This is a genomic window from Novosphingobium sp. BL-S-20, assembly GCF_055521635.1.
The window spans coordinates 1,760,156-1,784,364 of record NZ_CM145494.1 but is presented as its reverse complement, the minus strand read 5'-3'; the positions used below and the strand labels follow the sequence as shown (position 1 = coordinate 1,784,364).

Genomic DNA, 24,209 nt, shown 5'->3' with positions numbered 1-24,209 from the left:
TCCCGTCTCAGACGAACGATAATGGCCCGAAAGGCAGCACGCCGCGATAACTGGTGAGCGGCGGCGCGCCGGGTACTTGCCAGCCCCGGTCGAGCAGGAAGGCATGGCGGACGATTTCCGCCTGCTGCTCGATGCCGTAGCGACCGAGCGTCCAGCCCGGCCTCATCGTGTAATCATAGCGACAGAACGGATGACGCATAAGCGGCAGATACCAGCGCCCCTTGCGCTGGCTCTGCCAGACATGCGTCATTTCGTGCACGAACAAGCCTTGCAAACCGATCTGCGCCGAAGAAAAGTCGTCGCAGTAGAGTTCGGAGGCCTTGTGGAAGTGCAGGTGCCCGCAAGGCGCCATCACGACATGGGCAGGCTGGAACGGAAACCACTTTCGCCGCCGGATACGAACCGGACCCGGATCGACGGCATTGCCGAAAACCGCCCGAACCAGCGCGATTTCCCCCGATGTCAGCGGCCTTTCCGCGCCGGGAGGGCAGGTGGCCGTCAGTGATCCATCCCCGGCATGTCGCCCATGCCGTTGCCGCCCATGCTTTCCACGCGCAGCGGCATCGAGAGCTTGTCGCCGTCGGAGAAGGTCAGGGTCAGTTCCGCCGTGCCGCTGGCTTTCACCGTATCGTCGATATCGAAGACCATGACATGCATGCCGCCCTGCTTGAATTCGACTTCGGCGCCCGGCGCGATCTCCAGCGAATCGACGGCGGCCATGCTGCCGCCATCGGTCTTGTGCATCATCGCATTGTCCGCGCCGCTGACGTGGACGCCCACCAGCTTGACCGGCGCGGCGCCGTCGTTGCGGACCGTGAAGTAGACTGCGCCGGGGCGGCCGGCCACGATCGGCAGGAACAGATGGCCGTCGCTCGCGCTGATGCCCGGCTTCGCGGTCGGCCCGGCATCGGCCGCCGCGCTTTCCTGCGGCGCCGGGCTTTCCGCCTGCTTGCAGCCGCTCAGCGAGACGAGCAGGGCGGCGGCGCCGGTTGCGGCGAGCATGCGCAGGGAGGCGGGAAAACGGGCAGGCTTCACGGCAGGTCGATCCTCTCGGGAGGGGCGGGCGATACCAAAGAGTTCGCGGCGCTGAAAATTTCCACGGCGTAATGCCATTGCGACAGACTTGTTCCAAGCGAAACCGCACCTATATGCCGCTCCGACGACTTTGAACGTCATCGAGCTGTGCAAGCCGCCTTGCCTTGTGGAGGGAGGCGATCCGCATGGTGTCATCCACTGACGTGAGGAATGGGGATAATGGCAAAAGTAATTGGTATCGACCTTGGCACCACCAACAGCTGCGTCGCCGTAATGGACGGCGGCAAGCCCAAGGTTATTGAAAATTCCGAAGGCGCCCGCACGACGCCCTCGATCGTCGCTTTCACCAAGGATGGTGAGCGCCTGATCGGGCAGCCCGCGAAGCGCCAGGCCGTGACCAACGGCGACAACACGATTTTCGCGGTGAAGCGCCTGATCGGCCGCCGCTTCGACGACCCGGTGACCAAGAAGGACACCGAGCTGGTTCCGTACCACATCGTCAAGGGCAAGAACGGCGACGCCTGGGTGCAGGCTGGCGGCGAAGACTACAGCCCGTCGCAGATCTCGGCCTTCACTCTGCAGAAGATGAAGGAAACCGCCGAATCGTACCTCGGCGAGACCGTGACGCAGGCCGTCATCACCGTGCCCGCCTACTTCAACGACGCACAGCGCCAGGCGACCAAGGACGCAGGCCAGATCGCCGGTCTTGAAGTGCTGCGCATCATCAACGAGCCGACTGCCGCGGCGCTGGCCTATGGCCTCGACAAGCAGGACGGCAAGACCATCGCCGTCTACGACCTTGGCGGCGGCACCTTCGACGTTTCGATCCTCGAAATCGGCGACGGCGTGTTCGAAGTGAAGTCGACCAACGGCGACACCTTCCTCGGCGGTGAAGACTTCGACACCAAGCTGGTCGAGTGGCTGGCCGACAAGTTCAAGGCCAAGGAAGGCCTGGACCTGCGCAGCGACAAGCTCGCCCTGCAGCGTCTGAAGGAAGCGGCTGAAAAGGCGAAGATCGAGCTGTCGTCGACCGCGACGACCGAGGTCAACCTGCCCTTCATCACCGCACGCATGGAAGGCGGCGCCACCACCCCGCTGCACCTCGTCGAGACCGTCACCCGCGCCGACCTTGAAAAGATGGTTGCGGACCTGATCCAGCGCACGCTGGAACCCTGCCGCAAGGCGATCGCCGATGCCGGTCTTTCGGCCAAGGACATCGACGACGTGGTTCTGGTCGGCGGCATGACCCGCATGCCCAAGGTGCGTGAAGTCGTGAAGGACTTCTTCGGCAAGGAACCGCACACCGGCGTGAACCCGGACGAAGTCGTGGCCATGGGCGCGGCGATCCAGGCAGGCGTGCTTCAGGGCGACGTCAAGGACGTGCTGCTGCTCGACGTGACCCCGCTGTCGCTGGGCATCGAGACGCTGGGCGGCATCATGACCAAGATGATCGACCGCAACACGACGATCCCGACCAAGAAGAGCCAGGTCTACTCGACCGCCGAGGACAACCAGCAGGCGGTGACGATCCGCGTGTTCCAGGGCGAGCGCGAGATGGCGCAGGACAACAAGCTGCTCGGCCAGTTCGACCTCGTCGGCATCCCGGCCGCGCGCCGCGGCGTGCCGCAGATCGAAGTCACGTTCGACATCGACGCCAACGGCCTCGTCAACGTGTCCGCCAAGGACAAGGGCACCGGCAAGGAACAGCAGATCCGCATCCAGGCTTCGGGCGGTCTGTCCGACACCGACATCGACCAGATGGTCAAGGATGCAGAGAAGTTCGCCGAAGAGGACAAGAAGCGTCGTGAGGCCGCCGAGGCCAAGAACAACGCCGACAGCCTCGTCCACGCGACCGAGCAGCAGATCGCCGAGCATGGCGACAAGATCGATGCCGGTCTGAAGGCGGAAGTCGAAGCGGCCATCGCCGCGACCAAGACGGCGATCGAAGGCGGCGACCCCGCCGACATCACCGCCAAGTCGCAGGCGCTGACCGAAGTCGCGATGAAGATGGGTCAGGCCATCTACGAGAAGGAACAGGCTGCGGGCGTTTCGCCGGAAGCCGCTCCGGCCGGCGGTGACGACGATGTCGTCGATGCCGAGTTCTCGGAAGTCGACGAAAACAAGGGCTGATCGGTCCTCATGACAAGCGTGGCCGCCATCGTTACCATGCGTAACGGTGGCGGCCAGGTCGCACGCGGGGAATAACGAGACGTGTCAGCTACCGAAATCGACTATTACGAACTGCTTGAGTGCGAGCGCACCGCCGACGACAAGGTACTGAAGTCGTCCTATCGCCGCCTCGCGATGCGGTATCATCCGGACAAGAATCCGGGCGATCACGAAGCGGAGGCGCGCTTCAAGCAGATCAACGAGGCCTATGACTGCCTCAAGGACCCGCAGAAGCGGGCTGCCTACGATCGCTTCGGCCATGCTGCCTTCCAGCAGGGCGCAGGTGGCTTTGGGGGCGGTGGCGGCGGTCATCCGGGCGGGGCCGAGTTCGGCGATATCGGCGATATCTTCGAATCCATCTTCGGCAGCGCCTTCGGTGGCGGTGGCCGCCAGCAGGCCCGTCGCGGTGCCGATTTGCGCTACGACATGGAAGTCAGCCTCGACGAGGCCTTCCACGGCAAGCAGACCGAAATCACCATCGAGGTCTCGCAGAGCTGCGAACCTTGCAGCGGTTCCGGCGCCGAGCCGGGCACCGGCAAGCGCGGCTGCAACATGTGCGGCGGCCACGGCAAGGTCCGCGCGCAGCAGGGCTTCTTCGTGGTGGAACGCACGTGCCCGACCTGCCACGGCCGGGGCGAAGTGATCGAGAAGCCGTGCCGCTCCTGCGGCGGCGAGGGCCGGGTCGACAAGCCCCAGGCCCTGCAGGTGGAAATCCCGCCAGGCGTGGATTCGGGCACCCGTATCCGCCTTTCCGGCAAGGGCGAGGCCGGACCGTTCGGCGCGCCTCCGGGCGACCTCTATATCTTCCTGCACGTCAAGCGCCACAAGGTGTTCGAACGGGACGGCACGACGCTGATCACGCGCGTTCCGATCACCTTCACCACGGCGGCGCTGGGCGGCTCGATCGAAATTCCCGGCATGGACGGCGAGAACCTCTCGATCGACATTCCGGCGGGCATCCAGTCCGGCAAGCAGCTCCGCAAGCGCGGCGCGGGCATGCCGGTGCTTCAGGGCCGGGGCCGCGGCGATCTCGTCATCGAGATCAGCGTGGAAACGCCGACCAAGCTGTCCGCGCGCCAGAAGGAACTGATCCGCGAGCTTCAGGCCACCGAGACCGGGGACGAATGTCCGCAGTCGAAGGGCTTCTTCGACCGGATCAAGGAAGCCTGGAGCGATCTGACGGAATAACTCCGTCGGATCTTTCGATATGAACGAAAAACGCCGTCCCGGAGTATCCGGGGCGGCGTTTTTCTATTCTCGATCAGCCGCCGCGCAGCACTTCGTTTCGCACGCTTTGCACCAGCGCGGGATCGGCGGTCAGGCGTTCCTGTTCCTCCTCCAGCACCGCCAGGAAGGCCTCGCGCTTGAAGGCCCAGAGTTCGCCTTCGAGCAGGGCGTGCTCGCCTTCCGCCGTGGAGGAAATCAGGTCGATCATCCGCTCGGCGCCGTGGAGGCGGCCCCAGAGATAGTCGTTCTCGCGATAGGCGCGGCTGAAGAAGGCGCCGAAGTTGAAGAACTCGGTGCCGCGCAGCGCCGGGCCCTTGCGGATCATGTGGCAGTCTTCCGGCGAGATGCGGTCGACGCGGATCGGGTCGAATTCGGTCAGGCCTTCGCCGCGCAGCAGGGGCAGGGTGACGGTGTCGTAGAACGGGAACCCGAGATAGGCGAGTAGCACCCGCCGCCGCAGCACCTGCGGCATTTCCGAGAGCGCCTCGGTCAGAAGTACGTCCACTTGCCCGTCGATTTCGGAAAGGCTGCGGACCGCCGCGACGTGATCCACCGCCGCACCGGGATCGGTGAACACGCAAGCCGCCAGAGCCGGGAAATCCTCGCCCATGGCCGCGACCGGCTCGCGGTCGAGATAGAGCGCCAGCGCCGCGTAGATCGCCTCGCGCGCCTTGTCCCGCTCGGCTTCGCTGACATCCGCTTCCTGCTGCCACTCCTGGGTGACGCGCCGGGCCAGCAGCCGCAGGCGGCGGATGCGGAAGGCGAGGTCGTGACGGCGGAAAAACTGGATCATGCCGGGCGAACCGTCGGCCTTCAGGCCCTGAATGCGGTCCAGCCCCATGCTGGCGAAGTGATCGTGCAGCCGCCGCGCGATCGGCTCGCTGGAGGAAAGGCCCAGTTCCGGCGCCGCCTCCTGGATCAGCCGCGCCAGCTTGCCGACGATGCCAGAGAACTTCACCTGCACATAGCCGTGATAGGCGAACCCGGCCTGTTCCAGCGCGGCCCGCTGCGCCTTGTTGCGCCACGCGGCGAGGCGCTTGGGCGTCGGCCGATCGAGGAAGAAGGTATTGCCGAACAGGCGGTCCACGGTCTCCTCGATCTCGGGCCGCATGGCGAGGACGATGGCGCGCAAGGTCGCCATCTCCTGCGAATCGCGTTCGAGCGCTTCCAGATTGTCGCGGATCGGCTGCTCGCGCGGGATCGAGGACAGCGAGCCGAAGATCGTCGAAAAGAACCCCGGCGCCTTGCGCTCCTGCCGCAGCGATGCGCCGATCCGGTCGGGCGTGGGGTCGATATAGACGAAGCGGCGGTCCACTTCGCGGGTCGCCGGACGGTCGCGCAGCACGCCCATGGCATCCGCGAAAGGCGCGTTGTTGAGCACCGATCCGTCGATGAGCGCCACGTTCTCCAGATCGCCGCGCTGGCTGTGCTCGGGCATCACGCGGCGGAAGAACGCTTCACGTCCCGGCCAGGCGATACCGAGTTCGGCGATCAATCCGTCGATTTCCGCGATCTGGAGCGGCGGAAAGGCGCCCGGGAAGCTCGCCGTCGAGCGGGCGGCGAGCAGCAGTTCCGGCATCGCCGCAAGGGCAGGGGAGCCTGCACGCGCTTCGAAGCCGATGCTGAGGCGATGCTCGCTTTCCAGCACCAGTTCCGGCGAATGCAGCCGCAGGGTTTCGAGGTGCCCCTTGAAGTCGGTCGCGGTGACAAAAAGGTTGATCGGATGGCCGTGCGGCAGCAGCGACGGACCGGCCTCGCTCTCGGCCATGGCGGTAAAGGCCCCGGCGAGCAGGCGCGAGAGGCCGATGCCGCTGAACGGCGGCTCGAACCAGCGCGAGCGGATCAGGCGGGACAGTTTCTCGCGTACTTCCTCGCGCGTTTCCGGTGCGACGCTGCTGCTGACGGCATTGCCGGGCCGGTGGAGCAGATAGGAAACCAGCGGCCGCGCCCAGAATTTCGTGACCTGGCTGCGCGCCCGTGCCTCGGGGGCGAGCAGCACGTCGACATCGGCATTTTCCAGCCAGAGTTCGGTCAGCGGCTCCAGCGAATGGCCGGAGTGGATCGCCTGAGACAGGAACACGCTGTTGATCCCGCCCGCGCTGGCACCCGCGACGATGTCGGTCAGGATGCGCAGCCGCAGGTTGCTACCCGATTCGAGCCTTTGCAGCAGCTTGCGGTAGACCGCTGCCGTGCCCTTTGGTGCTTCCCCTCCGCTCCAGAACGACTGGCTGGCCTGAAGCGCCTTCCAGAGTTCCTTGGTGACCCCGTGCATGTAGACGGCAAGACTGATGCCGCCATAGCAGACCAGCGCGATCCGCAGTTCCTTTTGCCGCATTCCGCCATGTTGCCGCGATTGCTTGGGAAAGGCAATTGCGTTCTCATTCCGTTCCGGATAATCGAAGCGGCATGGCAAAGCCCAAGCGTCGATATGTCTGCCAGTCCTGCGGGGGCGTTTCCTCCCGCTGGCAAGGTCAATGCCCCGATTGCGGGGAGTGGAACACGCTGGCGGAAGATACGCCCCAGACGGTGTTCTCCTCCAAGCACGATCTGTCCTCGGGCGGCCGGCCGATCCTGTTCACGCCGCTCGACGCGCCGGGCGAATTGCCCAAGCGCCGCGCCAGCGGTTTTGCGGAGTTCGACCGGGCGCTCGGCGGCGGCCTCGTGCCCGGTTCGGCGATCCTGATGGGCGGCGACCCCGGCATCGGCAAGTCGACCCTGCTGCTTCAGGCCTCCGCCCATATCGCCATGGCGGGGGGCAGCGTCGTCTATGTCAGCGGCGAAGAAGCGGCGGGGCAGGTGCGTCTGCGCGCGGAGCGGCTCGGGCTGTCGAAAGCGCCGATCCAGCTCGCCTCGGCAACGTCCGTGCGTGATATCCTGACCACGCTCGGCATGATGGAAGCGCCGACCCTGCTGGTGATCGATTCGATCCAGACCATGCATTCGGACACCATCGAGGGCGCCCCCGGCACCGTCAGCCAGGTGCGCGGCTGCGCCTTCGAACTGATCCGCTATGCCAAGGAGAACGACGTCACCCTGGTGCTGGTCGGCCATGTCACCAAGGACGGCACGATCGCCGGGCCGCGCGTGCTGGAGCACATGGTGGACGTGGTCATGGCCTTCGAGGGCGAGCGCAGCCACCAGTACCGCATCCTGCGCAGCCTGAAGAACCGCTTCGGTCCGGTAGACGAGATCGGCGTTTTCGCGATGGAAGGCGCGGGACTGGCGGAAGTCGGCAATCCTTCCATGCTGTTCCTCTCGGGCCGCGACGAGGAAATGGCGGGCAGCGCGGTCTTCGCCGCCATGGAAGGCACGCGCCCGGTGCTCGTGGAAATCCAGGCGCTGATCGTTCGGCTCCAGAGCGGGGCGACGCCGCGCCGCGCCGTGGTCGGTTGGGATTCGGGCCGCATGGCCATGCTGCTGGCCGTGCTGGAGGCGCGCTGCGGGCTCAATTTCTCCAGCGCCGAAGTCTATCTGAATGTGGCCGGTGGCTATCGCCTCGCCGACCCTGCCGCCGATCTTGCAGTGGCGGCGGCGCTGATCTCGGCGCTCGGCGACAAGCCGCTGCCCAAGAACGCGGTGTGGTTCGGCGAAGTCTCGCTGGCGGGCGAAATCCGCCCGGTTTCGCATTCATCGATCCGTCAGCGCGAATCGGCCAAGCTCGGTTTCGGGCGCGCGATCGGACCCGCGGGCGGGGCCAATGCCGAACAGACGGCAAAGGGCATCCAGTTCACGGGTTTGACGATGCTGCCCAATCTCGTTGACCGTATCCTGACGGATGCCTAGTTCGAGGCCCTATGACCGGTTTCGATATTGCTGTTCTGGTGTTCGTCGGCGTGGGTGCCGCCACCGGATTTCTGAGAGGTTTCGTGCAGGAGATCCTGGCGCTGGGCGCGTGGATCTTTGCGGTGTTTGCGATCCGGACGCTGCATACTCCGCTGTCCGCCTGGCTTGAGCCTTACAGCGGCTCCGGCACGGCAACGCCGGTGCTCGCCTTCGCGCTCCTGCTGCTGGTCCCCTTCATCGTCGTGAAGCTGGTCGCCAGGTGGGCCGGAAAGCAGAGCCGCGCCTCGGTGCTCGGGCCGATCGATCGCGTTCTGGGCTTCGGCTTCGGCGCGGTGAAGGGCGTCATCATCGTGATCCTCGGCTTCTCGGTCCTAGTGCTCGGTTACGACACCGTATGGGGACCGGGAGGGCGCCCCGAATGGATGAAGGAGGCGCGGACTTATCCCTTCGTCAACGCCAGCAGCGAGGCGCTGGTGAAGATGATTTCCGAGCGCCGCCGCGAAGCGCGCGAAGCCGAAGCGGCGGAAGCGGGCTGATGTCCGCCACCGTGCTCTATACCCCCGATGTGCTTGGCCTGACGATCCGGCTTGCCGCCTATCCCTGGGACGAGACGCTGCCCCTCAAGGGTGAGGCACGCTCGCAGAGTTGCGGCTCGACGATCGCTCTGGGACTGTCTCTGGCCGAGGAAGGCACCGTGGAGCGCATCGGCATCTGCAGCCAGGCCTGCGCCATCGGCCAGGCCGCCGCTGCGATTTTCGCCGATGCTGCGGCAGGACGCAGTTCGCAAGCCTTGCAGGAGGCGGGTGAGGCGATCGCGCTCTGGCTCTCGGGCGAGGGGGCGCTGCCCGATTGGCCCGGTCTCGAAACGATTGCCAAAGCACGCGACTATCCCGCGCGGCACGGCGCGGTCCTACTCCCTTGGCATGCCGCCAAACGCGCGCTTTCCAGCGGCTGAGACCGAAGCTAGATTTCCCGCTGACGGACCTCGAAACCGGGGCCGGAGGGGGAACTGGGAATGGCAGGGGAAACTCCGGAGCATCCGGCAGGGCCGAGCGTGTCCGACATCAGACTGGTGATCGCCGCGTCCTCGATGGGCACGGTGTTCGAGTGGTACGATTTCTTCATCTACGGAACGCTGGCCGGGATCATCGGCAAGACCTTCTTCCCCTCCGGCAATGCCACGCTGGAGACGCTGCTGGTCTGGGCTGGCTTCGCGGTGGGCTTCGGTTTCCGCCCGCTCGGCGCCGTGCTGTTCGGCTATCTGGGGGATCGGCTCGGGCGCAAGTACACTTTCCTCGTGACCGTAACCCTGATGGGCGTGGCGACGGCCGGCGTCGGCCTTATCCCTTCGGCGGCCACTATCGGCCTTGCCGCTCCGGCGGTGATCCTGCTCCTGCGGGTGCTTCAGGGACTGGCGCTCGGCGGGGAATACGGCGGCGCGGCAATCTATGTCTCGGAACATTCGCCGCCCGGACGTCGCGGCTTCCACACCGGCTTCATCCAGGCGAGCGTCGTCGGCGGTTTCGTTCTCAGCCTGATCGTCGTGCTCGGCTGCAAGGCGGCGATGAGCGACGCCCTGTGGCAGGCCTGGGGCTGGCGCATTCCCTTTCTGCTAAGTATCGCGCTGCTCGCCATATCGCTGTGGATGCGCCTCAAGCTCTCGGAAAGCCCGGTGTTCAGAGCCATGCGGGATGAGGGGGAGGTCTCCGGAAATCCCTTCATCGAGAGTTTCACTTATCCGGGCAATCTTAGGCGGATTTTCATCGCGCTTTTCGGCATCGCGGCGGGGCTAACGGTGATCTGGTACACCGCGATGTTCTCGGCCCTGAGCTTCCTCAAAGGGGCGATGCGCATGGAGGATACGGCGGCCGAACTCATCGTCGGCGGCGCGGCGGCGCTCGGCATGGTGTTCTTCGTGATCTTCGGCAGCCTCTCCGACCGGATCGGGCGCAAGAAGCCGATCGTCTGGGGCTATGCGCTGACACTTGTGCTGCTGTTCCCGGCCTTCTGGACGATTGGAAACCACGCCAATCCGGCCTTGTCCCGCGCTGCCGAACGCGCACCAATCTTCGTCGTCGGACCGGACTGCGACTACAACCCGTTCCGCGCCGAGCAGGCGAGCCGCTGCGGCAGGCTTCTGGGCGACCTTGCCGGAGCCGGAGTTTCCTATCGGCTTTCCCAGGCCCCCGAACTCGTGCTTCAAGTGGGCGGACGCGCTCTGCCACTCGAAAACTACCCGTGGAACGACCGCAAGGCGCGCTCCGCGCAGTTGCAGCAATGGCTTGGCGATGCCGGCTACGATTTCGCCAAAGTACGCCCCGCCATCGGCGACGCCCTGACGATCGGCGCGACGCTGCTGCTGATGATGGCACTGTCCGGCGCGACTTACGGTCCGGTGGCCGCGCTGCTCTCGGAGATGTTCCCGCCGCGCATCCGCTACAGTTCGATGTCGATCCCATATCATCTCGGCACCGGGTACTTTGGCGGTTTCCTTCCGCTGATTTCCAGCTACATGATCGCAAACAGCGGCAATCCCTATCAGGGTCTTTGGTACACCTGGGGCGTTGTCGCGGTTGCCCTTGCCGTCTCGCTCTGGGGGCTGCGGGGCGGCCCTCCGCGCGATTATGGTGAAGATGTCTCCTGAATTTCCTGCTTCCGCCCTCCGTCTCGCTTTCGACCGCGACGCGCTGCGCTCCAACTGGCTGGCGCTCGATCGCCTGTCGGGAACCGCCCGCGCCGGGGCGGCGGTAAAGGCCAACGGCTATGGTCTGGGCGCGCGGCAGGTGGTTCCGGTACTCCATGCCGCCGGATGCCACGAGTTCTTCGTCGCCCACTGGGGCGAGGCCCAAGACCTGCTCGATTGCGTCAGCCCCGCCGCACTGTCGGTCCTGCACGGCCCGCTGACCGCACAGGATGCCGCCTTCGCGCGCGCGACCGGCGTGACGCCGGTGATCAACTCGCTCGCGCAGGCCCGGCGCTGGACCGAAGCGGGGGGTGGGCGCTGCCACCTGATGGTCGATACCGGCATGAACCGGCTCGGCATCCGCCTGGAGGAGCTGGGCGACGAGGCGGTCGCCGCGCTCGATATCGACGTGCTGCTCTCGCATCTCGCCTCGGCCGAGGAAGAGACCGACCTCAATGCCGCGCAATGCGCGCGCTGGCAGGAAGCGCGCAGGCAAGTGCGCCATGCCCGCGCCAGCCTTGCCAATAGCGCCGGGATCGCGCTCGGAAGCGACTATCACGGCGACCTGACCCGCCCCGGCATCGCTCTATACGGCGGCATTCCGCGCGCGGACATGGAGAAGCACTTGCGGCAGGTGGTCCGTCCCGAAGCGGCGATCCTCCAGGTCCGCGAGGTGCCCGCAGGCGAGACGATCGGCTACAATGCCACCTTCACCGCGCCCGCGCCGATGCGGGTCGGCGCCATCGCGCTGGGCTATGCGGACGGCTATCTGCGCTGCTGGTCGGGCAAGGGCCTGTTCCACGCCAAGGGGCACGAGCTGCCGGTGCTCGGCCGGGTCAGCATGGACCTCACGGTCGTCGACCTGACCCATGCGCCGGACGTGGGCGAGGGCGACTGGATCGCGGCGGACTATGCTCTTCCCGAGGCCGCTGCCACCTCCGGGCTTTCCCAATACGAACTGCTTACCCTGCTGGGACGTCGGTTCGGCCGCGAGGGGTAATCCTCCAGAGTTTTGCTGCGCAGCAATTTGTGTTGCGTTGCGACAACCCGGGGTGGTAACTTGTGCGGTACAGGCCGGAAATTAGGCAGATTGGGGATTGGCAATGGCTGAAACGGCGTCGCATGACGACAACACGGTAATCATAAAAAAATACGCGAACCGTCGCCTCTACAATACGCGTTCGTCGAGTTACATCACGCTCGACCATCTCGCGAAGATGACCCGCGAAGGGGTCGATTACAAAGTGCTCGATGCCAAGACCGGCACCGATATCACCCACACGATCCTCACGCAGATCATCATGGAGGAAGAATCGAACGGAGAGCAGATGCTCCCGGTCAACTTCCTGCGAGAACTCATCAGCATGTACGGCAATTCGATGCAGTCGCTGGTGCCACACTACCTGGAGGCCTCGATGGACAACTTCCGGGCCAACCAGACCAAGCTGCACAAGGCGTTCGAGGACAGCCTGGGCAACAATCCGCTGGCGAAGCTGGCCGAACAGAACATGGCCATGTTCAAGGCCGCCGCCTCCGCCTTCATGCCCGGTGCCGAGAAGCCCGAACCTAAGGCACCTCCTGCTGCAGAGAACGCCGGAGACCTCGCCGCGCTGCGCGATCAGATGGCAGAAATCCAGAAGAGGCTTGACGCGCTGGGTAAATAAGGGTCTGCGCGAGGTGCTTTCGCGGCGCGTAAAACCCGCCGCGACTTGCCCGTAATGCAACGGATGGTCCGTTGCATCGCTCAGTTCAGGAAGAAGCACCCGTGTCCGCCATTCGCCACGCCCTCTCCACCAAGCGCGAGGACGACTTCGCCCAGTGGTACCAGGAAGTCATTTCCGAAGCCGAAATGGCCGAGGAATCGGGTGTTCGCGGATGCATGGTCATCAAGCCATGGGGCTACGGCATCTGGGAGCGCATCCAGCGCCTGATGGATGACCGCATAAAGGCTGCCGGCGTCACCAACTGCTACTTCCCGCTGTTCATTCCGCTCTCCTACTTCGCCAAGGAAGCCGAGCACGTCGAAGGCTTCGCGAAGGAAATGGCGGTCGTCACCCACCATCGTCTCGTCGGCGACGGCAAGGGCGGTCTCGTTCCCGATCCCGAAGCGAAGCTGGAAGAGCCGCTGATCGTCCGTCCGACTTCGGAAACGGTGATCGGCGCGGCCATGGCGCGCTGGGTGCAGTCGTGGCGCGACCTGCCGCTCATGGTCAACCAGTGGGCGAATGTCGTGCGCTGGGAAATGCGCACCCGTATGTTCCTGCGCACCAGCGAGTTCCTCTGGCAGGAGGGGCACACCGCCCACGCGAACCGCGACGATGCCATGACCGAGACGCTGCGCGCGCTCGAAATGTACCGCGACTTTGCCGAGACCGAGCTGGCCATGCCGGTGATCGCCGGTGAAAAGCCCGAGAACGAACGCTTCCCCGGCGCCGTCGCGACTTATTCGATCGAAGCCATGATGCAGGACGGCAAGGCGCTCCAGGCGGGCACCTCGCACTACCTCGGCACCGGCTTCGCCGAAGCGGCGGGCATCCAGTACCAGGACAAGGAAGGTACCCAGCAGTACGCGCATACGACCAGCTGGGGCACTTCGACCCGCATGGTCGGCGGCGTCATCATGACCCATGGCGACGACGATGGTCTGCGCGTGCCGCCGATGATCGCGCCGCACCAGATCGTGATCCTGCCGATGCTGCGCGACAACGACGAGGACGAAGCGCTGCTCGCCTATTGCGAGGAACTGCGCAAGGCGCTCGTCACGCAGTTCACGCTGAATGAGCCGCTGCGCGTTCTGCTCGACAAGCGTCCGGGCAAGGCCACGCAGAAGCGCTGGGCCTGGGTCAAGAAGGGCGTGCCGCTGATCCTCGAAATCGGCGGCCGCGATGCTGCGGGCGGTCAGGTTTCGATGCTGCGCCGCGACAAGCTCTGGAACGAGGCAGCCAAGGCCAACTTCGTGGGCATGGCCAAGGAAGACTTCGTTGCGCGCGCCGTGACCGAGATCGAGGATATCCAGACCGCGCTCTTCGCCGAAGCCAAGGGTAAGCTGGAAGCGAATATCTCCCGCGCCGCCAGCTTCGACGAGCTGGCCGCCTTCTTCTCGGAAGACAAGCGCTATCCGGGCTGGGTCGAAGTCGAATGGTCGCGCCCGACCGGAGCGGCACTCGAAGCCGTCGTCCAGAAGCTGAAGGCACTCAAGCTGACCATCCGCAACACGCCGCTCGATGCAGCTCCCGTCTCCGGTAACTGTGTGTTCACCGGCGATCCGGCAGTAGAGCGTATCTACGTCGCGAGATCCTACTGATCTGAAAGGAGGAAGAGGGCGTGCTGGGATCGATCAAGTACAATCTGACGAACCTGCTGAACTTCGGGGGCCGCGATGCGCGGCAGACCTTCTGGTTCTACGTCCTCTTCCTCGTCGTGATCCAGTACGCCGTGGGCATGGCGATCGCCATGCCGATGATGGGCGGGATCATGAAGGGCGCCTTCGTTGCTGCACAGCAGGGCGTCTCGGGCGATGACATGAATGCCCGCATCATGGCCCAGATGGCCGGGTACATGCGCACTTCGATGACGCTTTCGACCATCGTGTCGCTCACGGCGGGGCTGCTTCTATTGGCCTCCTTTGCGCGGCGGCTGCATGATTCCGGCAAGCCGGGCTGGATTTCGCTGCTGACTTTCCTGTTGTCACTGACCTCCAAGGCGATCGTCTGGTCCAGGATGGATGAAATCGTCTCGACCATGCAGCGTGTCTCGGCGGATAATTTGGAGACCGCATTCGCCATGCAATCCAAGATGGTGGCCGCCAGTCTGCTCGGTTACGCGGCGATCCTGATCGTCATAATCTTCGGGGTCTGGCCATCCAATCCGGGGCCGAACCGCTATGGAGAAGCGCCCGTCCGCTTCTGAGGTCTTGCGTTTCTGATCTTGCCAAGCGGGCACTCCGGCGTGACAAGCGCCTTCATGAACAAGATTCTGGTCGCGACCGCGCTTTCCGCCACGATCCTTTCCAGTCTTCCGGCCGATGCGGCTGATTCGCCTCAGAAATCCACTTCCGGCGAAGTCTCCGAAGCCCGCATGCGCGCGGACGTCGCCAAGCTGGTCTCCTTCGGTACCCGTCACACGCTTTCTTCCGACACCGACCCCAAGCGCGGCATCGGTGCCGCCCGCCGTTGGGCCGCCGCCGAGTTCGCCAAGACCTCGAAGGCCTGCGGCAATTGCCTGGAAGTGGTCATGCCCGAGGCGATGGTCAGCGGTACCCGCATCCCGGTCCCGGTGAAGATGGTCGACGTCGTTGCAATCCAGCGCGGCACCGAGCGACCGAATGAGGTCGTGATCGTGGAAGCCCATATCGACAGCCGCGTCACTGACGTGATGGACGTGAAGAGCGACGCTCCCGGCGCCAACGACGACGGTTCGGGCACTGCGCTCGTCCTCGAAGCGGCCCGCGTGCTTTCGAAGCGCAAATTCGCCTCGACCATCGTCTATGCCGCGCTTTCCGGCGAGGAGCAGGGCCTCTACGGCGGAAAACTCCTGGCCGATTACGCGAAGCAGCAGGGCTGGACGGTGAAGGCCGTGCTCAACAACGACATCGTCGGCGGCACCCACGGTTCCGACGGCCTCGTCGATGACAAGAGCGTGCGCCTCTTCTCGGAAGGCCCGCGCGCCGACGCCACCGACAAGACCCGCGCCGACGCCCGCCGCTTCGGCGGCGAGAACGACAGTCCGGGCCGCAACATCTCGCGCTTCATCGCCGAACTGGCAGGCGGCGTGCAGGGCGATCTGGCCGTGAGGCAGGTCTGGCGCGCCGACCGCATGGGACGGGGCGGCGACCAGTTGCCGTTCCTCGAACAGGGCAATCCTGCGGTACGCTTCTCGGTCGCGATCGAGGACTACGAGCACCAGCATCAGGACTTGCGCGTAGAAAACGGCATCAGGTACGGCGACACCATCGACGAGATGGACTTCCCCTATCTCGCCAAGGTGACGCGCCTCAACATCGCTGCGCTGGCCGCACTCGCCGCTGCACCGATGCCGCCCACCGCCACCGCCGATGCGGCGGTGAAGACCTGGACCGACGTGACCTGGAAGCCCATCGCCGGGGCCGCTGCCTATTCGGTCTGGCGCCGCCGCACCGATGCCCCCGAATGGGAAGCGCAGCCGATGGTTGCGCGCACCACCGAGACCCGCGTCAAGCTCGACGGTTTCCGCGGAGACGACTGGATTCTCGGCGTCCGCTCGATCTCGGCGGACGGCAGCGTCTCTCCGATCGCCGCTGCCCTTCCGGGCGGTGGGTTTACTCCGCTTGCCCAGTTGCCCTGATCCTGCCGATGGTTGAATTCTACCGGGCTGGAGCCAGCCCCGCGCGAGACTTGCTGGCACGGGGGCAAGTAAATGTTTGTTGTCGGACCGGCGCCCGTCATGAAAGGCCCCGGCACGACAGGCTAAGCGCGATTTCGAGTAACGGTGGGCAATCATGGCACTGACGCAGCATTTCGATTACCTGCACGTCATTGCGGGCATGCTCGTCGGCGTGCTCGTGGGGCTGACCGGCGTTGGCGGCGGTTCGCTGATGACGCCGCTGCTGGTGCTGCTTTTCGGCGTCAGTCCGCAGACGGCGGTCGGCACCGACCTGCTGTTCGCCGCGATGACCAAGATCGCCGGTTCGGCGGTTCACGGCAAGCGCGAGACGGTGGACTGGCGGATCGTGCGCCGGATGGCCTGCGGCAGCGTTCCGGCGGCGATCCTGACACTGGGGTTCCTGTCGTGGTTCGGCAAGATCGGCAATTCCACCGAGCATCTCATCATGACTTCGCTTGCCGTGCTGCTGGGCGTCACTGCCGTCGCGGTGATCTGCCGCAAGGCACTGCTCAAGCTGGCTAACGACATCGACCCGGCCCGGCCCCGTTCGCGGGTGCTGGCCGGAACCGTGCTGCTGGGCGCGGCGATCGGCGTCGCGGTCTCCATTTCCTCGGTGGGGGCAGGGGCCATCGGCATGACCGTGCTGCTGGTGCTCTACCCCAAGCTGCCGGTCGCCCGTGTCGTCGGGTCCGACATCGCCCATGCCGTGCCGCTGGCGCTGATCGCCGGGTTCGGCCACTGGATCATCGGCGATGTGGACTTCGCGCTTCTGGCCGTGCTGCTGGTCGGCTCGATACCGGGCGTGGTGATCGGCAGCTATTTGTCGTCGCACGCTTCCGACCGCATTCTCCAGCCCTTGCTGGCCTGCGTGCTGGCAGTGTCGTCATGGCAGCTTTTCCTCAAGGCAAACGCCGGGGAGAAGCATGCCCCGGCGCCGACTACCGCGCAGTCCGTATCGATTACCGGTGAAGCGGTGGCAAAGCAGCCCTGACTTTGCCCCGGAATGGCGCCGCGCATTGCGGCACCATTGCAATGACGGCCATTCCGGCGCATGGCGGGAACCATGCCTCCCAAGAACCGGCCCGCACCTGGCCTGCCGTCGCGCAAGCAGATCCTCGACCTCATCCAGAACTCGGCCGACCCCATCGGCAAGCGCGAGATCGCGCGCGAATTCGCCCTGAAGGGGCATGAGAAGATCCAGCTGAAAGCGCTGCTCAAGGACATGGCCGAGGAAGGCCTGATCGACGGCAAGCGCACCGCCTTCCACCGCATGGGCGGCCTGCCCAAGGTCACGGTGCTGCGCGTGATCGACGTGAGCGAAGGCGAGCCGGTCGCCATTCCCGACACCTGGACGCCGGACGACGCCACTCCGCCGCCGCGCATCCGCCTGATCGAGAAAGGCCGCTCGGCGCTGCGCAAGGGCGACCGCGTGCTGGCGCGCACTGAAGAGACGCAGACCGGATGGCGCGCCTATCCGATGAAAAAGCTGATGCTGCGGTCGGAACAAATGCTCGGCGTCGTCGAGATAGACGGTGCCGGCAAGCCCTGGCTGGCGCCGGTGGACAAGCGCATCCGCAATTCCTCGCCGATTTCCGACCTCGGCGGCGCCGAGAAGGGCGAACTGGTGCTGGCCGAACCGATCGGCCGCTCCGCGCGCCCTTCGGTCAAGGTCACCGAAGTGCTCGGCGAGCCGCTGGCGCCCAAGGCCTTCAGTCTGATCGCGATCCACAAGCACGGCATTCCCAACCACTTCGACGGCGAGACCATCGCCGAGGCCGAGGCTTCGGCGAAGATGCCGCTCAGTCACGAGAAGCGCGAGGACCTGCGCCATCTTCCCATCGTCGCGATCGACCCTTCGGACGCGCGCGACCATGACGATGCCATCTGGGCCAAGCCGAACGAGGAGGGCGGTTTCGACGCGCTCGTCGCGATTGCCGACGTCTCGTTCTACGTCCGCCCCGGCGGCCATATCGACCGCGAGGCCCGCAAGCGCGGAAACTCCGTCTATTTCCCGGACCGCGTCGTGCCGATGCTGCCGGAAGTGCTGAGCGCCGACGTATGCTCGCTGCGCTCGGGCGAAGATCGCGCGGCGATGGCCTGCCACATGAAGATCGACGGGCAGGGCAAAGTCACCGAATGGCGCTTCACCCGCGCGCTCGTTCGAATCGACGAAGTGGTCGCCTATGAAGAAGCGCAGGCCCGCATCGACGAGGGCCGCGCGCCGCAGCATCTCCAGGACCTTTGGGCCTGCTGGAAGCTGCTGGCGGCTGCCCGCGCCGCGCGCGATCCGCTCGAACTCGAACTGCCCGAACGCCGGGTGAAGCTCGACGAGCAGGGCCGCATCACCGAGATCGCCATCCGCGAGCGGCTCGACGCGCACCGCGTGGTCGAGGACTTCATGATCGCCGCCAATGTCGCCGCCGCCAAGGCCCTCGAAGCCAAAGTCGCGCCGGTCGTCTACCGCGTCCACGAGACCCCGAGCCGGGAGAAGCTGACCGCGCTCAAGGACTATCTCGCTACCTTCGGTCGCAAGCTGGCGCTGGGGCAGGTCATCACCCCGGGCCTGTTCAACCGCATGCTCAAGGACATCGCCGACGAGAGCGAGAAGGCGCTCATCATGGAAGCGGTGCTGCGCAGCCAGACCCAGGCCTATTACGGCCCGCGCAACGAGGGCCACTTCGGCCTCGCGCTGGGTTCCTATGCCCACTTCACCTCGCCGATCCGGCGCTACGCCGACCTTCTCGTCCACCGCGCGCTCGTCGATGCCTATGGGCTGGAGCAGCCGAAGCCGGAGGGGGATATCCCCGCGCTGTCGGGCCTCTCCGATCGCGACCGCGACGATCTCGGCCGCGTCAGCGAAGCGATCAGTAATGCCGAGCGCCGCGCCATGGAGGCCGAGCGCGAGACCATCGACCGCTATGTCGCCGCCTGGCTCTCGGGACGCGTCGGGCAAGTCTTCGACACCCGCATCACCGGCGTGCAGAAGTTCGGCTTCTTCGCCACGATCATCGGCCTTGGCGGCGACGGCCTCGTGCCGGTCTCGACGCTGGGCGACGAGCGCTTTGCCTATGACGAGAAGGCGCAGGTCCTCGAAGGCGAGCAGACCGGCACTACTTTCGCGATGGGCCAGATCCTGCGCCTGCGCCTGGCCGAGGCCAATCCGCTGACCGGCGCGCTGAAGTTCGAGCTGGAAGAGGGCGGCGGTCGCATCGAGCAGCGCGGCAAGCCCGTTCCCCTCAAGAAGAAGGGCAAGCACTTCGTTTCACCGCGCGGACGTCCGGGGAATATCAGGCATCAGGGGCGCAAGAAGAAGTAAGCGCGAAACAGGGCAGCGGCGATTGACCTTAGGGTCAGAGCCTTAGGCCGAGGTCGAGCCTGAACTTGGGCCTAGGCTTAGACCCGAACTGACCCATTACACCCCGTCGTCCCCGCGAAGGCGGGGACCCCGCTTCTCTTGCACCAGCAGAGAAGTTGCCAAGACAGCGGGGGGCCTTTGTTGGGACGACAGAAATTTAATCGAGGTTTGTCGGCGTTAGTGCAGATGCCGCATTCAGCTCAGCCGCTCGATCGCATCGGCATCGAGCGTCCCCGGAATCACGAAGACCGGGCAGGGCATCTGGCCAAGCCCCGCACCCGTAAAGTGCGTGACCAGCGGCCCAGGTCCACCTTCCTTCGCCGCGCCGAGCACGAGTGCGGAAACCTCGCCGTGCTCCTTCAGATACTCGCGCACGATCTTGATGTCCTCTCCCATGCGGACGGAGATGGCCGGCATCTTAGCGCCTTGTGATAAAAGGTTTCCGGCCGCCGCCGTCACCAGGGTCTCGGCGCGGGCGCGGGCTTCTTCCTCGATGGTCGCCTGAACCCCTCCGAAAGCGTTGAAGGGCTGGGGCGGCACCACCGCGAGCAGATGGAGCGCACCGTCGGTCTTTGCGGCGCGGCGCGCGGCGAACTGCAGCGCGACCAGCGCTTCTTCCGTTTCGTCGACGATGACCAGGTAGATGCGCATGGGTTTCCTCTCGATCCGGCTTATCGGGCTATTCAGGACGGGGTGCAAGCCATCACGAATGCGAAAAAAGGATCGCGAAGGCGCTTGTGTGTGTGCGACAACTTGTCCAAGGAAAGGCGGACCCCGCATACCTCCCCAAGGAAAACAAGGGACACACAAGCTTCCATGCCAATCGACATCAAGATGCCCGCCCTGTCCCCCACTATGGAAGAGGGAAAACTGGCAAAATGGCTGGTTAAGGAAGGCGACACCGTCAGCTCCGGCGACATCATGGCCGAGATCGAGACCGACAAGGCCACCATGGAGTTCGAAGCCGTCGACGAAGGCGTCATCGGCAAGATCCTCGTGGCCGAGGGTACCGAAGGCGTGAAGGTCGGCACCGTGATCGCCGTCCTCGTCGGTGAAGGCGAAGATGCCAGCGCCGTTTCCGCCGCGCCTGCCGCCGCTCCCGCCAAGACCGAGGCGCCCAAGGCTGCCCCCGATGCTGCCGAAGCCGCTCCGGCTCCCGCCGCCGCTACGCCTGCGCCTGCCGCCATCGCTTCGAAGGAAGGCCGCGTCGCTGCCTCGCCGCTCGCCAAGCGCATCGCCGCCGCCAAGGGCGTCGACCTTGCCACCGTGAAGGGTTCCGGCCCCAACGGCCGCATCGTCAAGTCCGACGTCGAAGGCGCGCAAGCCGGTGCCGCCAAGCCCGCCGCCGCTCCGGCTGCATCTGCCCCCGTCGCGACCGAAGCCAAGGCTCCGGCCGTCGAAATGGCGCCCGAAACCCGCGCCTTGCTCGACGACCGCGTTCCTCATTCGGTCGAGAAGCTCTCGGGCATGCGCAAGACGATCGCCAAGCGCCTCACCCAGTCCAAGCAGGAAGCGCCGCACATCTACCTCTCGGTCGATGTCAACCTCGACAAGCTGCTGGCCCTGCGCGGCGAGATCAACTCCATGCTCGAAAAGCAGGGCGTCAAGGTCTCGGTCAACGACATGCTCGTGAAGGCCCTCGGCCGCGCCCTGGTGGACGTGCCGGAGTGCAACGTGACTTTCGCCGGCAACGAGCTGATCAAGTACGCGCGCGCCGACGTTTCGGTCGCCGTCTCGATCCCGGGCGGCCTCATCACCCCGATCGTGACCGACGCCAGTGGAAAGTCGTTCTCGCAGATCGCCAAGGACATGAAAGACCTCGGAAAGCGTGCGCGTGAAGGCAAGCTCGCTCCCGGCGAGTATCAGGGCGGCACCGCCTCGATCTCGAACATGGGCATGATGGGCATCAAGCAGTTCTCGGCTGTCATCAACCCGCCGCAGTCGACCATCATGGCGATCGGCGCGGGCGACAAGCGTCCCTGGGTCCTGCCCGACGGCACGCTCGGCGTGGCTACCGTCATGACCGCGACCGGCAGCTTCGACCACCGCGCGGTGGACGGTGCAGACGGTGCGCGCCTGATGGCCGCTTTCCGCGAATACGTGGAAACGCCGCTCAGCATGGTCGCCTGAAATGGCCGAAGCACGACGTGACCCGGTGATCCGGGTCACGGCCATGCCGGCCGACGCCAATGCCTACGGAGACATCTTCGGCGGCTGGCTGATGAGCCAGATGGACATGGGTGCCGGCCTGATCGCCGCCCGTCGCTCGCGCGGCCGCGCGGTGACGGTGGCGATGGACGGCATGCAGTTCCACCTGCCCGTAAAGGTAGGTGACGAAGTCTCGGTCTACGGCGAGATCCAGCGCGTGGGCCGCACTTCGCTGACCATCGCCATCGAGGCCTGGCGCCGGCATCGGCACGAAGAGGAAGAAGTGAAGGTGACGCAGGCCGTGTTCACCTTCGTCGCGGTGAACGAATTCGGTAAATCGCGCGTCATCGATCAGGAGAAGTAAGACAGTGGCTGATACCTACGACGTCATCGTCCTCGGTTCGGGCCCCGGCGGCTATGTCGCGGCCATCCGCGCCGCCCAGCTGGGCCTGAAGACCGCCATCGTCGAGCGCGAGCTGCTCGGCGGCATCTGCCTCAACTGGGGCTGCATCCCGACCAAGGCGCTGCTGCGCTCGGCCGAGGTGTTCCACCAGATGCAGCATGCCAAGAACTACGGCCTGGCCGCGGACAACATCACCGCCGACCTCGCCGCCATCGTCAAGCGTTCGCGCGGCGTTGCAGCCCAGCTCAACGCAGGTGTCACGCACCTGATGAAGAAGAACAAGATCACCGTCCACATGGGCACCGGCAAGCTGGTGGCCAAAGGCAAGCTGGCGCTGACCGACAAGGACGGCAAGACCAGCGAACTCTCCGCGAAGCACATCATCGTCGCCACCGGCGCGCGTGCCCGCGAACTGCCTTTCGCCAAGGCCGACGGCAAGCGCATCTGGACCTATCGCCACGCGATGACCCCGTCCGAGATGCCCAGCAAGCTGCTGGTCATGGGCTCGGGCGCGATCGGCATCGAGTTCGCCAGCTTCTATAACGACATGGGCGTGGACGTCACGGTCGTCGAGATGCTCGACCGGATCGTGCCGGTCGAGGACAAGGACGTCTCGGCGTTCCTTGAAAAGGCGCTCACCAAGCAGGGCATGAAGATCATGACCGGCGCCGGGGTCGAGGCGATCACCGCCACCGACAAGGGCGTGAAGGCCAAGATCAAGGGCAAGGACGGCAAGGTCGTCGAGCACGATTTCAGCCATGTCATCTCGGCCGTGGGCATCGTGCCCAACACCGAGGAGATCGGCCTCGAAACGCTCGGCATCAAGGCCGACCGCGGCTTCATCCAGATCGACGACTATGGCCGCACCAATGCCGCCGGCATCTGGGCCATCGGCGACTGCACGCCCGGCCCGTGGCTCGCCCACAAGGCCAGCCATGAAGGCGTTACCGCCGCCGAATCGATCGCCAAGGAACTCGGCAACAAGGACGTGCACCCGCACGGCCTCGACCGGAACAACATTCCGGGCTGCACTTACTGCCACCCGCAGATCGCATCGGTCGGCATGACCGAGGAGAAGGCCAAGGAAGCGGGCTACACCGTCAAGGCCGGTACTTTCCCGTTCATCGGCAACGGCAAGGCAATCGCTCTGGGCGAGCCGGAAGGCTTCGTGAAGACGGTGTTCGACGCCAAGACCGGCGAACTGCTGGGTGCCCACATGATCGGCGCGGAAGTGACCGAGATGATCCAGGGCTATGTCGTCGGCAAGACGCTGGAGACCACCGAGGCGGAGCTGATGCAGACCGTGTTCCCGCACCCGACGATCTCGGAAGCGATGCACGAATCGGTTCTCGCCGCTTACGGACGCGCGCTCCACATCTGAGCCGCGATCAGACGCGAAACGAGAAGGGCGGGTCCTTGCGGACCCGCCCTTTTTGCTGTGTCCGCTGCGAACGGGGTAAATCCTTGCGGCTCGCCGGGCTTTCCTAGTCGTAGGACTTCGACAGCAGCACCAGCGTCGGATCGCCGTCGAAAGGCTCCGGCTCGAAGCCCTTGTCCCGCTCCACTTCGATAGCGGCGCTGTTCTCGCGGCTCTCGATCGCGATCACGCGCTTGCAGCCGCGCGTCTCGGCCTGCTTACCGAGAAAATCGAGCATGGCCCAGCCCACGCCCTTGCCCTTGTGATCGGCACGGACGGAAATCGCCACTTCGGCGGTATCGCCCTCATCGTCGAAGGCGAGCACACCGGAGGCGATGATCTCTCCGCGGTCCGAAAAGCCCAGCCACGATTCGGTCTGGTAATGATCCGCCTTGACGATCGGCGCGATCTGCTGCGGACTCACGCGGTTTGCCGCCGCGAAGAAGCGGAAGCGGCGGTCGTCGTCGGTCACCTGCCCGAAGAACTGCGTGAGAGCCTCGGCGTCGCTTTCCCGGGCCGGGCGAACGTCGAGCGCGATGCCCGAGCGGGTGGGCAGCGTGATGGCGTCATTCAGGGACATGGATTGAGACTCCACTTATTCCAGGTGTCGGATTCATAAGCCTTTCCA

At 65.3% G+C, this 24,209-nt stretch carries 21 protein-coding genes; 16 read left to right on the top strand and 5 right to left on the bottom strand.

Annotated elements, in window-relative coordinates; translation table 11 throughout:
* Positions 1–7: 7 nt before the first annotated feature.
* Together ACZ1II_RS16080 and ACZ1II_RS16075 are read right to left on the bottom strand one after the other, a co-directional pair.
* On the bottom strand, positions 8–502 hold the full coding sequence (locus ACZ1II_RS16080) for a vgr related protein (RefSeq protein WP_465147315.1): 495 nt from the start codon (positions 500–502) through the stop codon (positions 8–10).
* Entirely contained in the window at positions 499–1,035 is a 537-nt protein-coding gene (locus tag ACZ1II_RS16075) for a copper chaperone PCu(A)C (protein WP_465144645.1), read from the bottom strand. Before ACZ1II_RS16075 ends, ACZ1II_RS16080 begins: the two co-directional genes overlap by 4 nt.
* 219 nt (positions 1,036–1,254) lie before the next feature.
* Between ACZ1II_RS16075 and dnaK the strand changes: the two genes are divergently transcribed.
* Positions 1,255–3,165: a molecular chaperone DnaK gene (gene dnaK, locus ACZ1II_RS16070; protein ID WP_465144644.1), complete on the top strand. Its 1,911-nt coding sequence runs from the start codon at positions 1,255–1,257 to the stop codon at positions 3,163–3,165.
* An 81-nt stretch (positions 3,166–3,246) separates the two neighbouring features.
* The gene (gene dnaJ, locus ACZ1II_RS16065; protein ID WP_465144643.1) at positions 3,247–4,392 is read left to right on the top strand and encodes a molecular chaperone DnaJ; all 1,146 of its coding nucleotides are present in this window, start codon (positions 3,247–3,249) and stop codon (positions 4,390–4,392) included.
* 73 nt (positions 4,393–4,465) lie between these two features.
* On the opposite strand, the gene ACZ1II_RS16060 is transcribed toward dnaJ, so the two are convergent.
* A complete protein-coding gene (locus ACZ1II_RS16060) occupies positions 4,466–6,766 on the bottom strand; it encodes a patatin-like protein (RefSeq protein ID WP_465144642.1) in 2,301 nt (766 codons plus the stop codon).
* Positions 6,767–6,837: 71 nt separating this feature from the next.
* Between ACZ1II_RS16060 and radA the strand changes: the two genes are divergently transcribed.
* The 11 genes from radA (at position 6,838) to rnr (ending at position 19,574) form a co-directional block, all read left to right on the top strand.
* Positions 6,838–8,214: a DNA repair protein RadA gene (gene radA, locus ACZ1II_RS16055; protein WP_465144641.1), complete on the top strand. Its 1,377-nt coding sequence runs from the start codon at positions 6,838–6,840 to the stop codon at positions 8,212–8,214.
* Between the two features lie 11 nt (positions 8,215–8,225).
* Positions 8,226–8,750 (top strand): CvpA family protein, encoded by a 525-nt coding sequence (locus ACZ1II_RS16050; protein WP_465144640.1) that lies wholly within the window; start codon positions 8,226–8,228, stop codon positions 8,748–8,750.
* Positions 8,750–9,169, top strand: coding sequence for an iron-sulfur cluster assembly scaffold protein (locus ACZ1II_RS16045; protein WP_465144639.1), 420 nt, complete (start codon positions 8,750–8,752; stop codon positions 9,167–9,169). Before ACZ1II_RS16050 ends, ACZ1II_RS16045 begins: the two co-directional genes overlap by 1 nt.
* Positions 9,170–9,229: 60 nt before the next feature.
* The gene (locus tag ACZ1II_RS16040) at positions 9,230–10,858 is read left to right on the top strand and encodes an MFS transporter (RefSeq protein ID WP_465144638.1); all 1,629 of its coding nucleotides are present in this window, start codon (positions 9,230–9,232) and stop codon (positions 10,856–10,858) included.
* Positions 10,848–11,897 (top strand): alanine racemase, encoded by a 1,050-nt coding sequence (gene alr, locus ACZ1II_RS16035; protein WP_465144637.1) that lies wholly within the window; start codon positions 10,848–10,850, stop codon positions 11,895–11,897. Before ACZ1II_RS16040 ends, alr begins: the two co-directional genes overlap by 11 nt.
* A gap of 103 nt (positions 11,898–12,000) precedes the next feature.
* Positions 12,001–12,561, top strand: coding sequence for a polyhydroxyalkanoate synthesis repressor PhaR (gene phaR / locus ACZ1II_RS16030; protein ID WP_465144636.1), 561 nt, complete (start codon positions 12,001–12,003; stop codon positions 12,559–12,561).
* Positions 12,562–12,662: 101 nt separating this feature from the next.
* Positions 12,663–14,201 (top strand): proline--tRNA ligase, encoded by a 1,539-nt coding sequence (gene proS / locus ACZ1II_RS16025; protein ID WP_465144635.1) that lies wholly within the window; start codon positions 12,663–12,665, stop codon positions 14,199–14,201.
* Between the two features lie 20 nt (positions 14,202–14,221).
* Positions 14,222–14,806: a DUF805 domain-containing protein gene (locus ACZ1II_RS16020; RefSeq protein ID WP_465144634.1), complete on the top strand. Its 585-nt coding sequence runs from the start codon at positions 14,222–14,224 to the stop codon at positions 14,804–14,806.
* 54 nt (positions 14,807–14,860) lie between these two features.
* Positions 14,861–16,219 carry a M28 family peptidase gene (locus ACZ1II_RS16015; RefSeq protein WP_465144633.1) on the top strand — a complete coding sequence of 453 codons (1,359 nt, stop codon included), beginning with the start codon at positions 14,861–14,863 and terminating at the stop codon, positions 16,217–16,219.
* A 154-nt stretch (positions 16,220–16,373) separates the two neighbouring features.
* Positions 16,374–17,249, top strand: coding sequence for a sulfite exporter TauE/SafE family protein (locus tag ACZ1II_RS16010; RefSeq protein ID WP_465144632.1), 876 nt, complete (start codon positions 16,374–16,376; stop codon positions 17,247–17,249).
* A gap of 72 nt (positions 17,250–17,321) precedes the next feature.
* Positions 17,322–19,574 (top strand): ribonuclease R, encoded by a 2,253-nt coding sequence (gene rnr, locus ACZ1II_RS16005; protein WP_465144631.1) that lies wholly within the window; start codon positions 17,322–17,324, stop codon positions 19,572–19,574.
* A 234-nt stretch (positions 19,575–19,808) separates the two neighbouring features.
* Here the strand turns inward: rnr and ACZ1II_RS16000 are convergent, their stop codons facing one another.
* A complete protein-coding gene (locus ACZ1II_RS16000) occupies positions 19,809–20,264 on the bottom strand; it encodes a universal stress protein (protein WP_465144630.1) in 456 nt (151 codons plus the stop codon).
* A gap of 165 nt (positions 20,265–20,429) precedes the next feature.
* Between ACZ1II_RS16000 and ACZ1II_RS15995 the strand changes: the two genes are divergently transcribed.
* The 3 genes from ACZ1II_RS15995 to lpdA are packed head-to-tail and all read left to right on the top strand — an operon-like array spanning position 20,430 to position 23,545.
* Positions 20,430–21,743, top strand: a complete 1,314-nt coding sequence (locus tag ACZ1II_RS15995) for a pyruvate dehydrogenase complex dihydrolipoamide acetyltransferase (protein WP_465144629.1) — start codon at positions 20,430–20,432, stop codon at positions 21,741–21,743.
* 1 nt (position 21,744) lies between these two features.
* The gene (locus ACZ1II_RS15990) at positions 21,745–22,125 is read left to right on the top strand and encodes an acyl-CoA thioesterase (protein ID WP_465144628.1); all 381 of its coding nucleotides are present in this window, start codon (positions 21,745–21,747) and stop codon (positions 22,123–22,125) included.
* A gap of 4 nt (positions 22,126–22,129) precedes the next feature.
* The gene (lpdA, locus tag ACZ1II_RS15985) at positions 22,130–23,545 is read left to right on the top strand and encodes a dihydrolipoyl dehydrogenase (RefSeq protein WP_465144627.1); all 1,416 of its coding nucleotides are present in this window, start codon (positions 22,130–22,132) and stop codon (positions 23,543–23,545) included.
* Between the two features lie 103 nt (positions 23,546–23,648).
* Here lpdA and ACZ1II_RS15980 read toward each other — a convergent pair whose 3' ends face one another.
* On the bottom strand, positions 23,649–24,161 hold the full coding sequence (locus ACZ1II_RS15980) for an N-acetyltransferase family protein (protein ID WP_465144626.1): 513 nt from the start codon (positions 24,159–24,161) through the stop codon (positions 23,649–23,651).
* Between the last annotated feature and the right edge of the window lie 48 nt (positions 24,162–24,209).

What these genes read in the sequence shown, in the direction of transcription:
- rnr (WP_465144631.1), top strand. Translation starts at nt 17,322, where the DNA reads ATGCCTCCCAAGAACCGGCCCGCACCTGGCCTGCCGTCGCGCAAGCAG.
- ACZ1II_RS16050 (WP_465144640.1), top strand. Translation starts at nt 8,226, where the DNA reads ATGACCGGTTTCGATATTGCTGTTCTGGTGTTCGTCGGCGTGGGTGCC.
- ACZ1II_RS16000 (WP_465144630.1), bottom strand. Translation starts at nt 20,264, where the DNA reads ATGCGCATCTACCTGGTCATCGTCGACGAAACGGAAGAAGCGCTGGTC.
- ACZ1II_RS15990 (WP_465144628.1), top strand. Translation starts at nt 21,745, where the DNA reads ATGGCCGAAGCACGACGTGACCCGGTGATCCGGGTCACGGCCATGCCG.
- ACZ1II_RS16045 (WP_465144639.1), top strand. Translation starts at nt 8,750, where the DNA reads ATGTCCGCCACCGTGCTCTATACCCCCGATGTGCTTGGCCTGACGATC.
- alr (WP_465144637.1), top strand. Translation starts at nt 10,848, where the DNA reads ATGTCTCCTGAATTTCCTGCTTCCGCCCTCCGTCTCGCTTTCGACCGC.
- ACZ1II_RS16060 (WP_465144642.1), bottom strand. Translation starts at nt 6,766, where the DNA reads ATGCGGCAAAAGGAACTGCGGATCGCGCTGGTCTGCTATGGCGGCATC.
- ACZ1II_RS16010 (WP_465144632.1), top strand. Translation starts at nt 16,374, where the DNA reads ATGGCACTGACGCAGCATTTCGATTACCTGCACGTCATTGCGGGCATG.
- ACZ1II_RS16015 (WP_465144633.1), top strand. Translation starts at nt 14,861, where the DNA reads ATGAACAAGATTCTGGTCGCGACCGCGCTTTCCGCCACGATCCTTTCC.
- ACZ1II_RS15980 (WP_465144626.1), bottom strand. Translation starts at nt 24,161, where the DNA reads ATGTCCCTGAATGACGCCATCACGCTGCCCACCCGCTCGGGCATCGCG.
- ACZ1II_RS16040 (WP_465144638.1), top strand. Translation starts at nt 9,230, where the DNA reads ATGGCAGGGGAAACTCCGGAGCATCCGGCAGGGCCGAGCGTGTCCGAC.
- radA (WP_465144641.1), top strand. Translation starts at nt 6,838, where the DNA reads ATGGCAAAGCCCAAGCGTCGATATGTCTGCCAGTCCTGCGGGGGCGTT.
- dnaK (WP_465144644.1), top strand. Translation starts at nt 1,255, where the DNA reads ATGGCAAAAGTAATTGGTATCGACCTTGGCACCACCAACAGCTGCGTC.
- phaR (WP_465144636.1), top strand. Translation starts at nt 12,001, where the DNA reads ATGGCTGAAACGGCGTCGCATGACGACAACACGGTAATCATAAAAAAA.
- ACZ1II_RS15995 (WP_465144629.1), top strand. Translation starts at nt 20,430, where the DNA reads ATGCCAATCGACATCAAGATGCCCGCCCTGTCCCCCACTATGGAAGAG.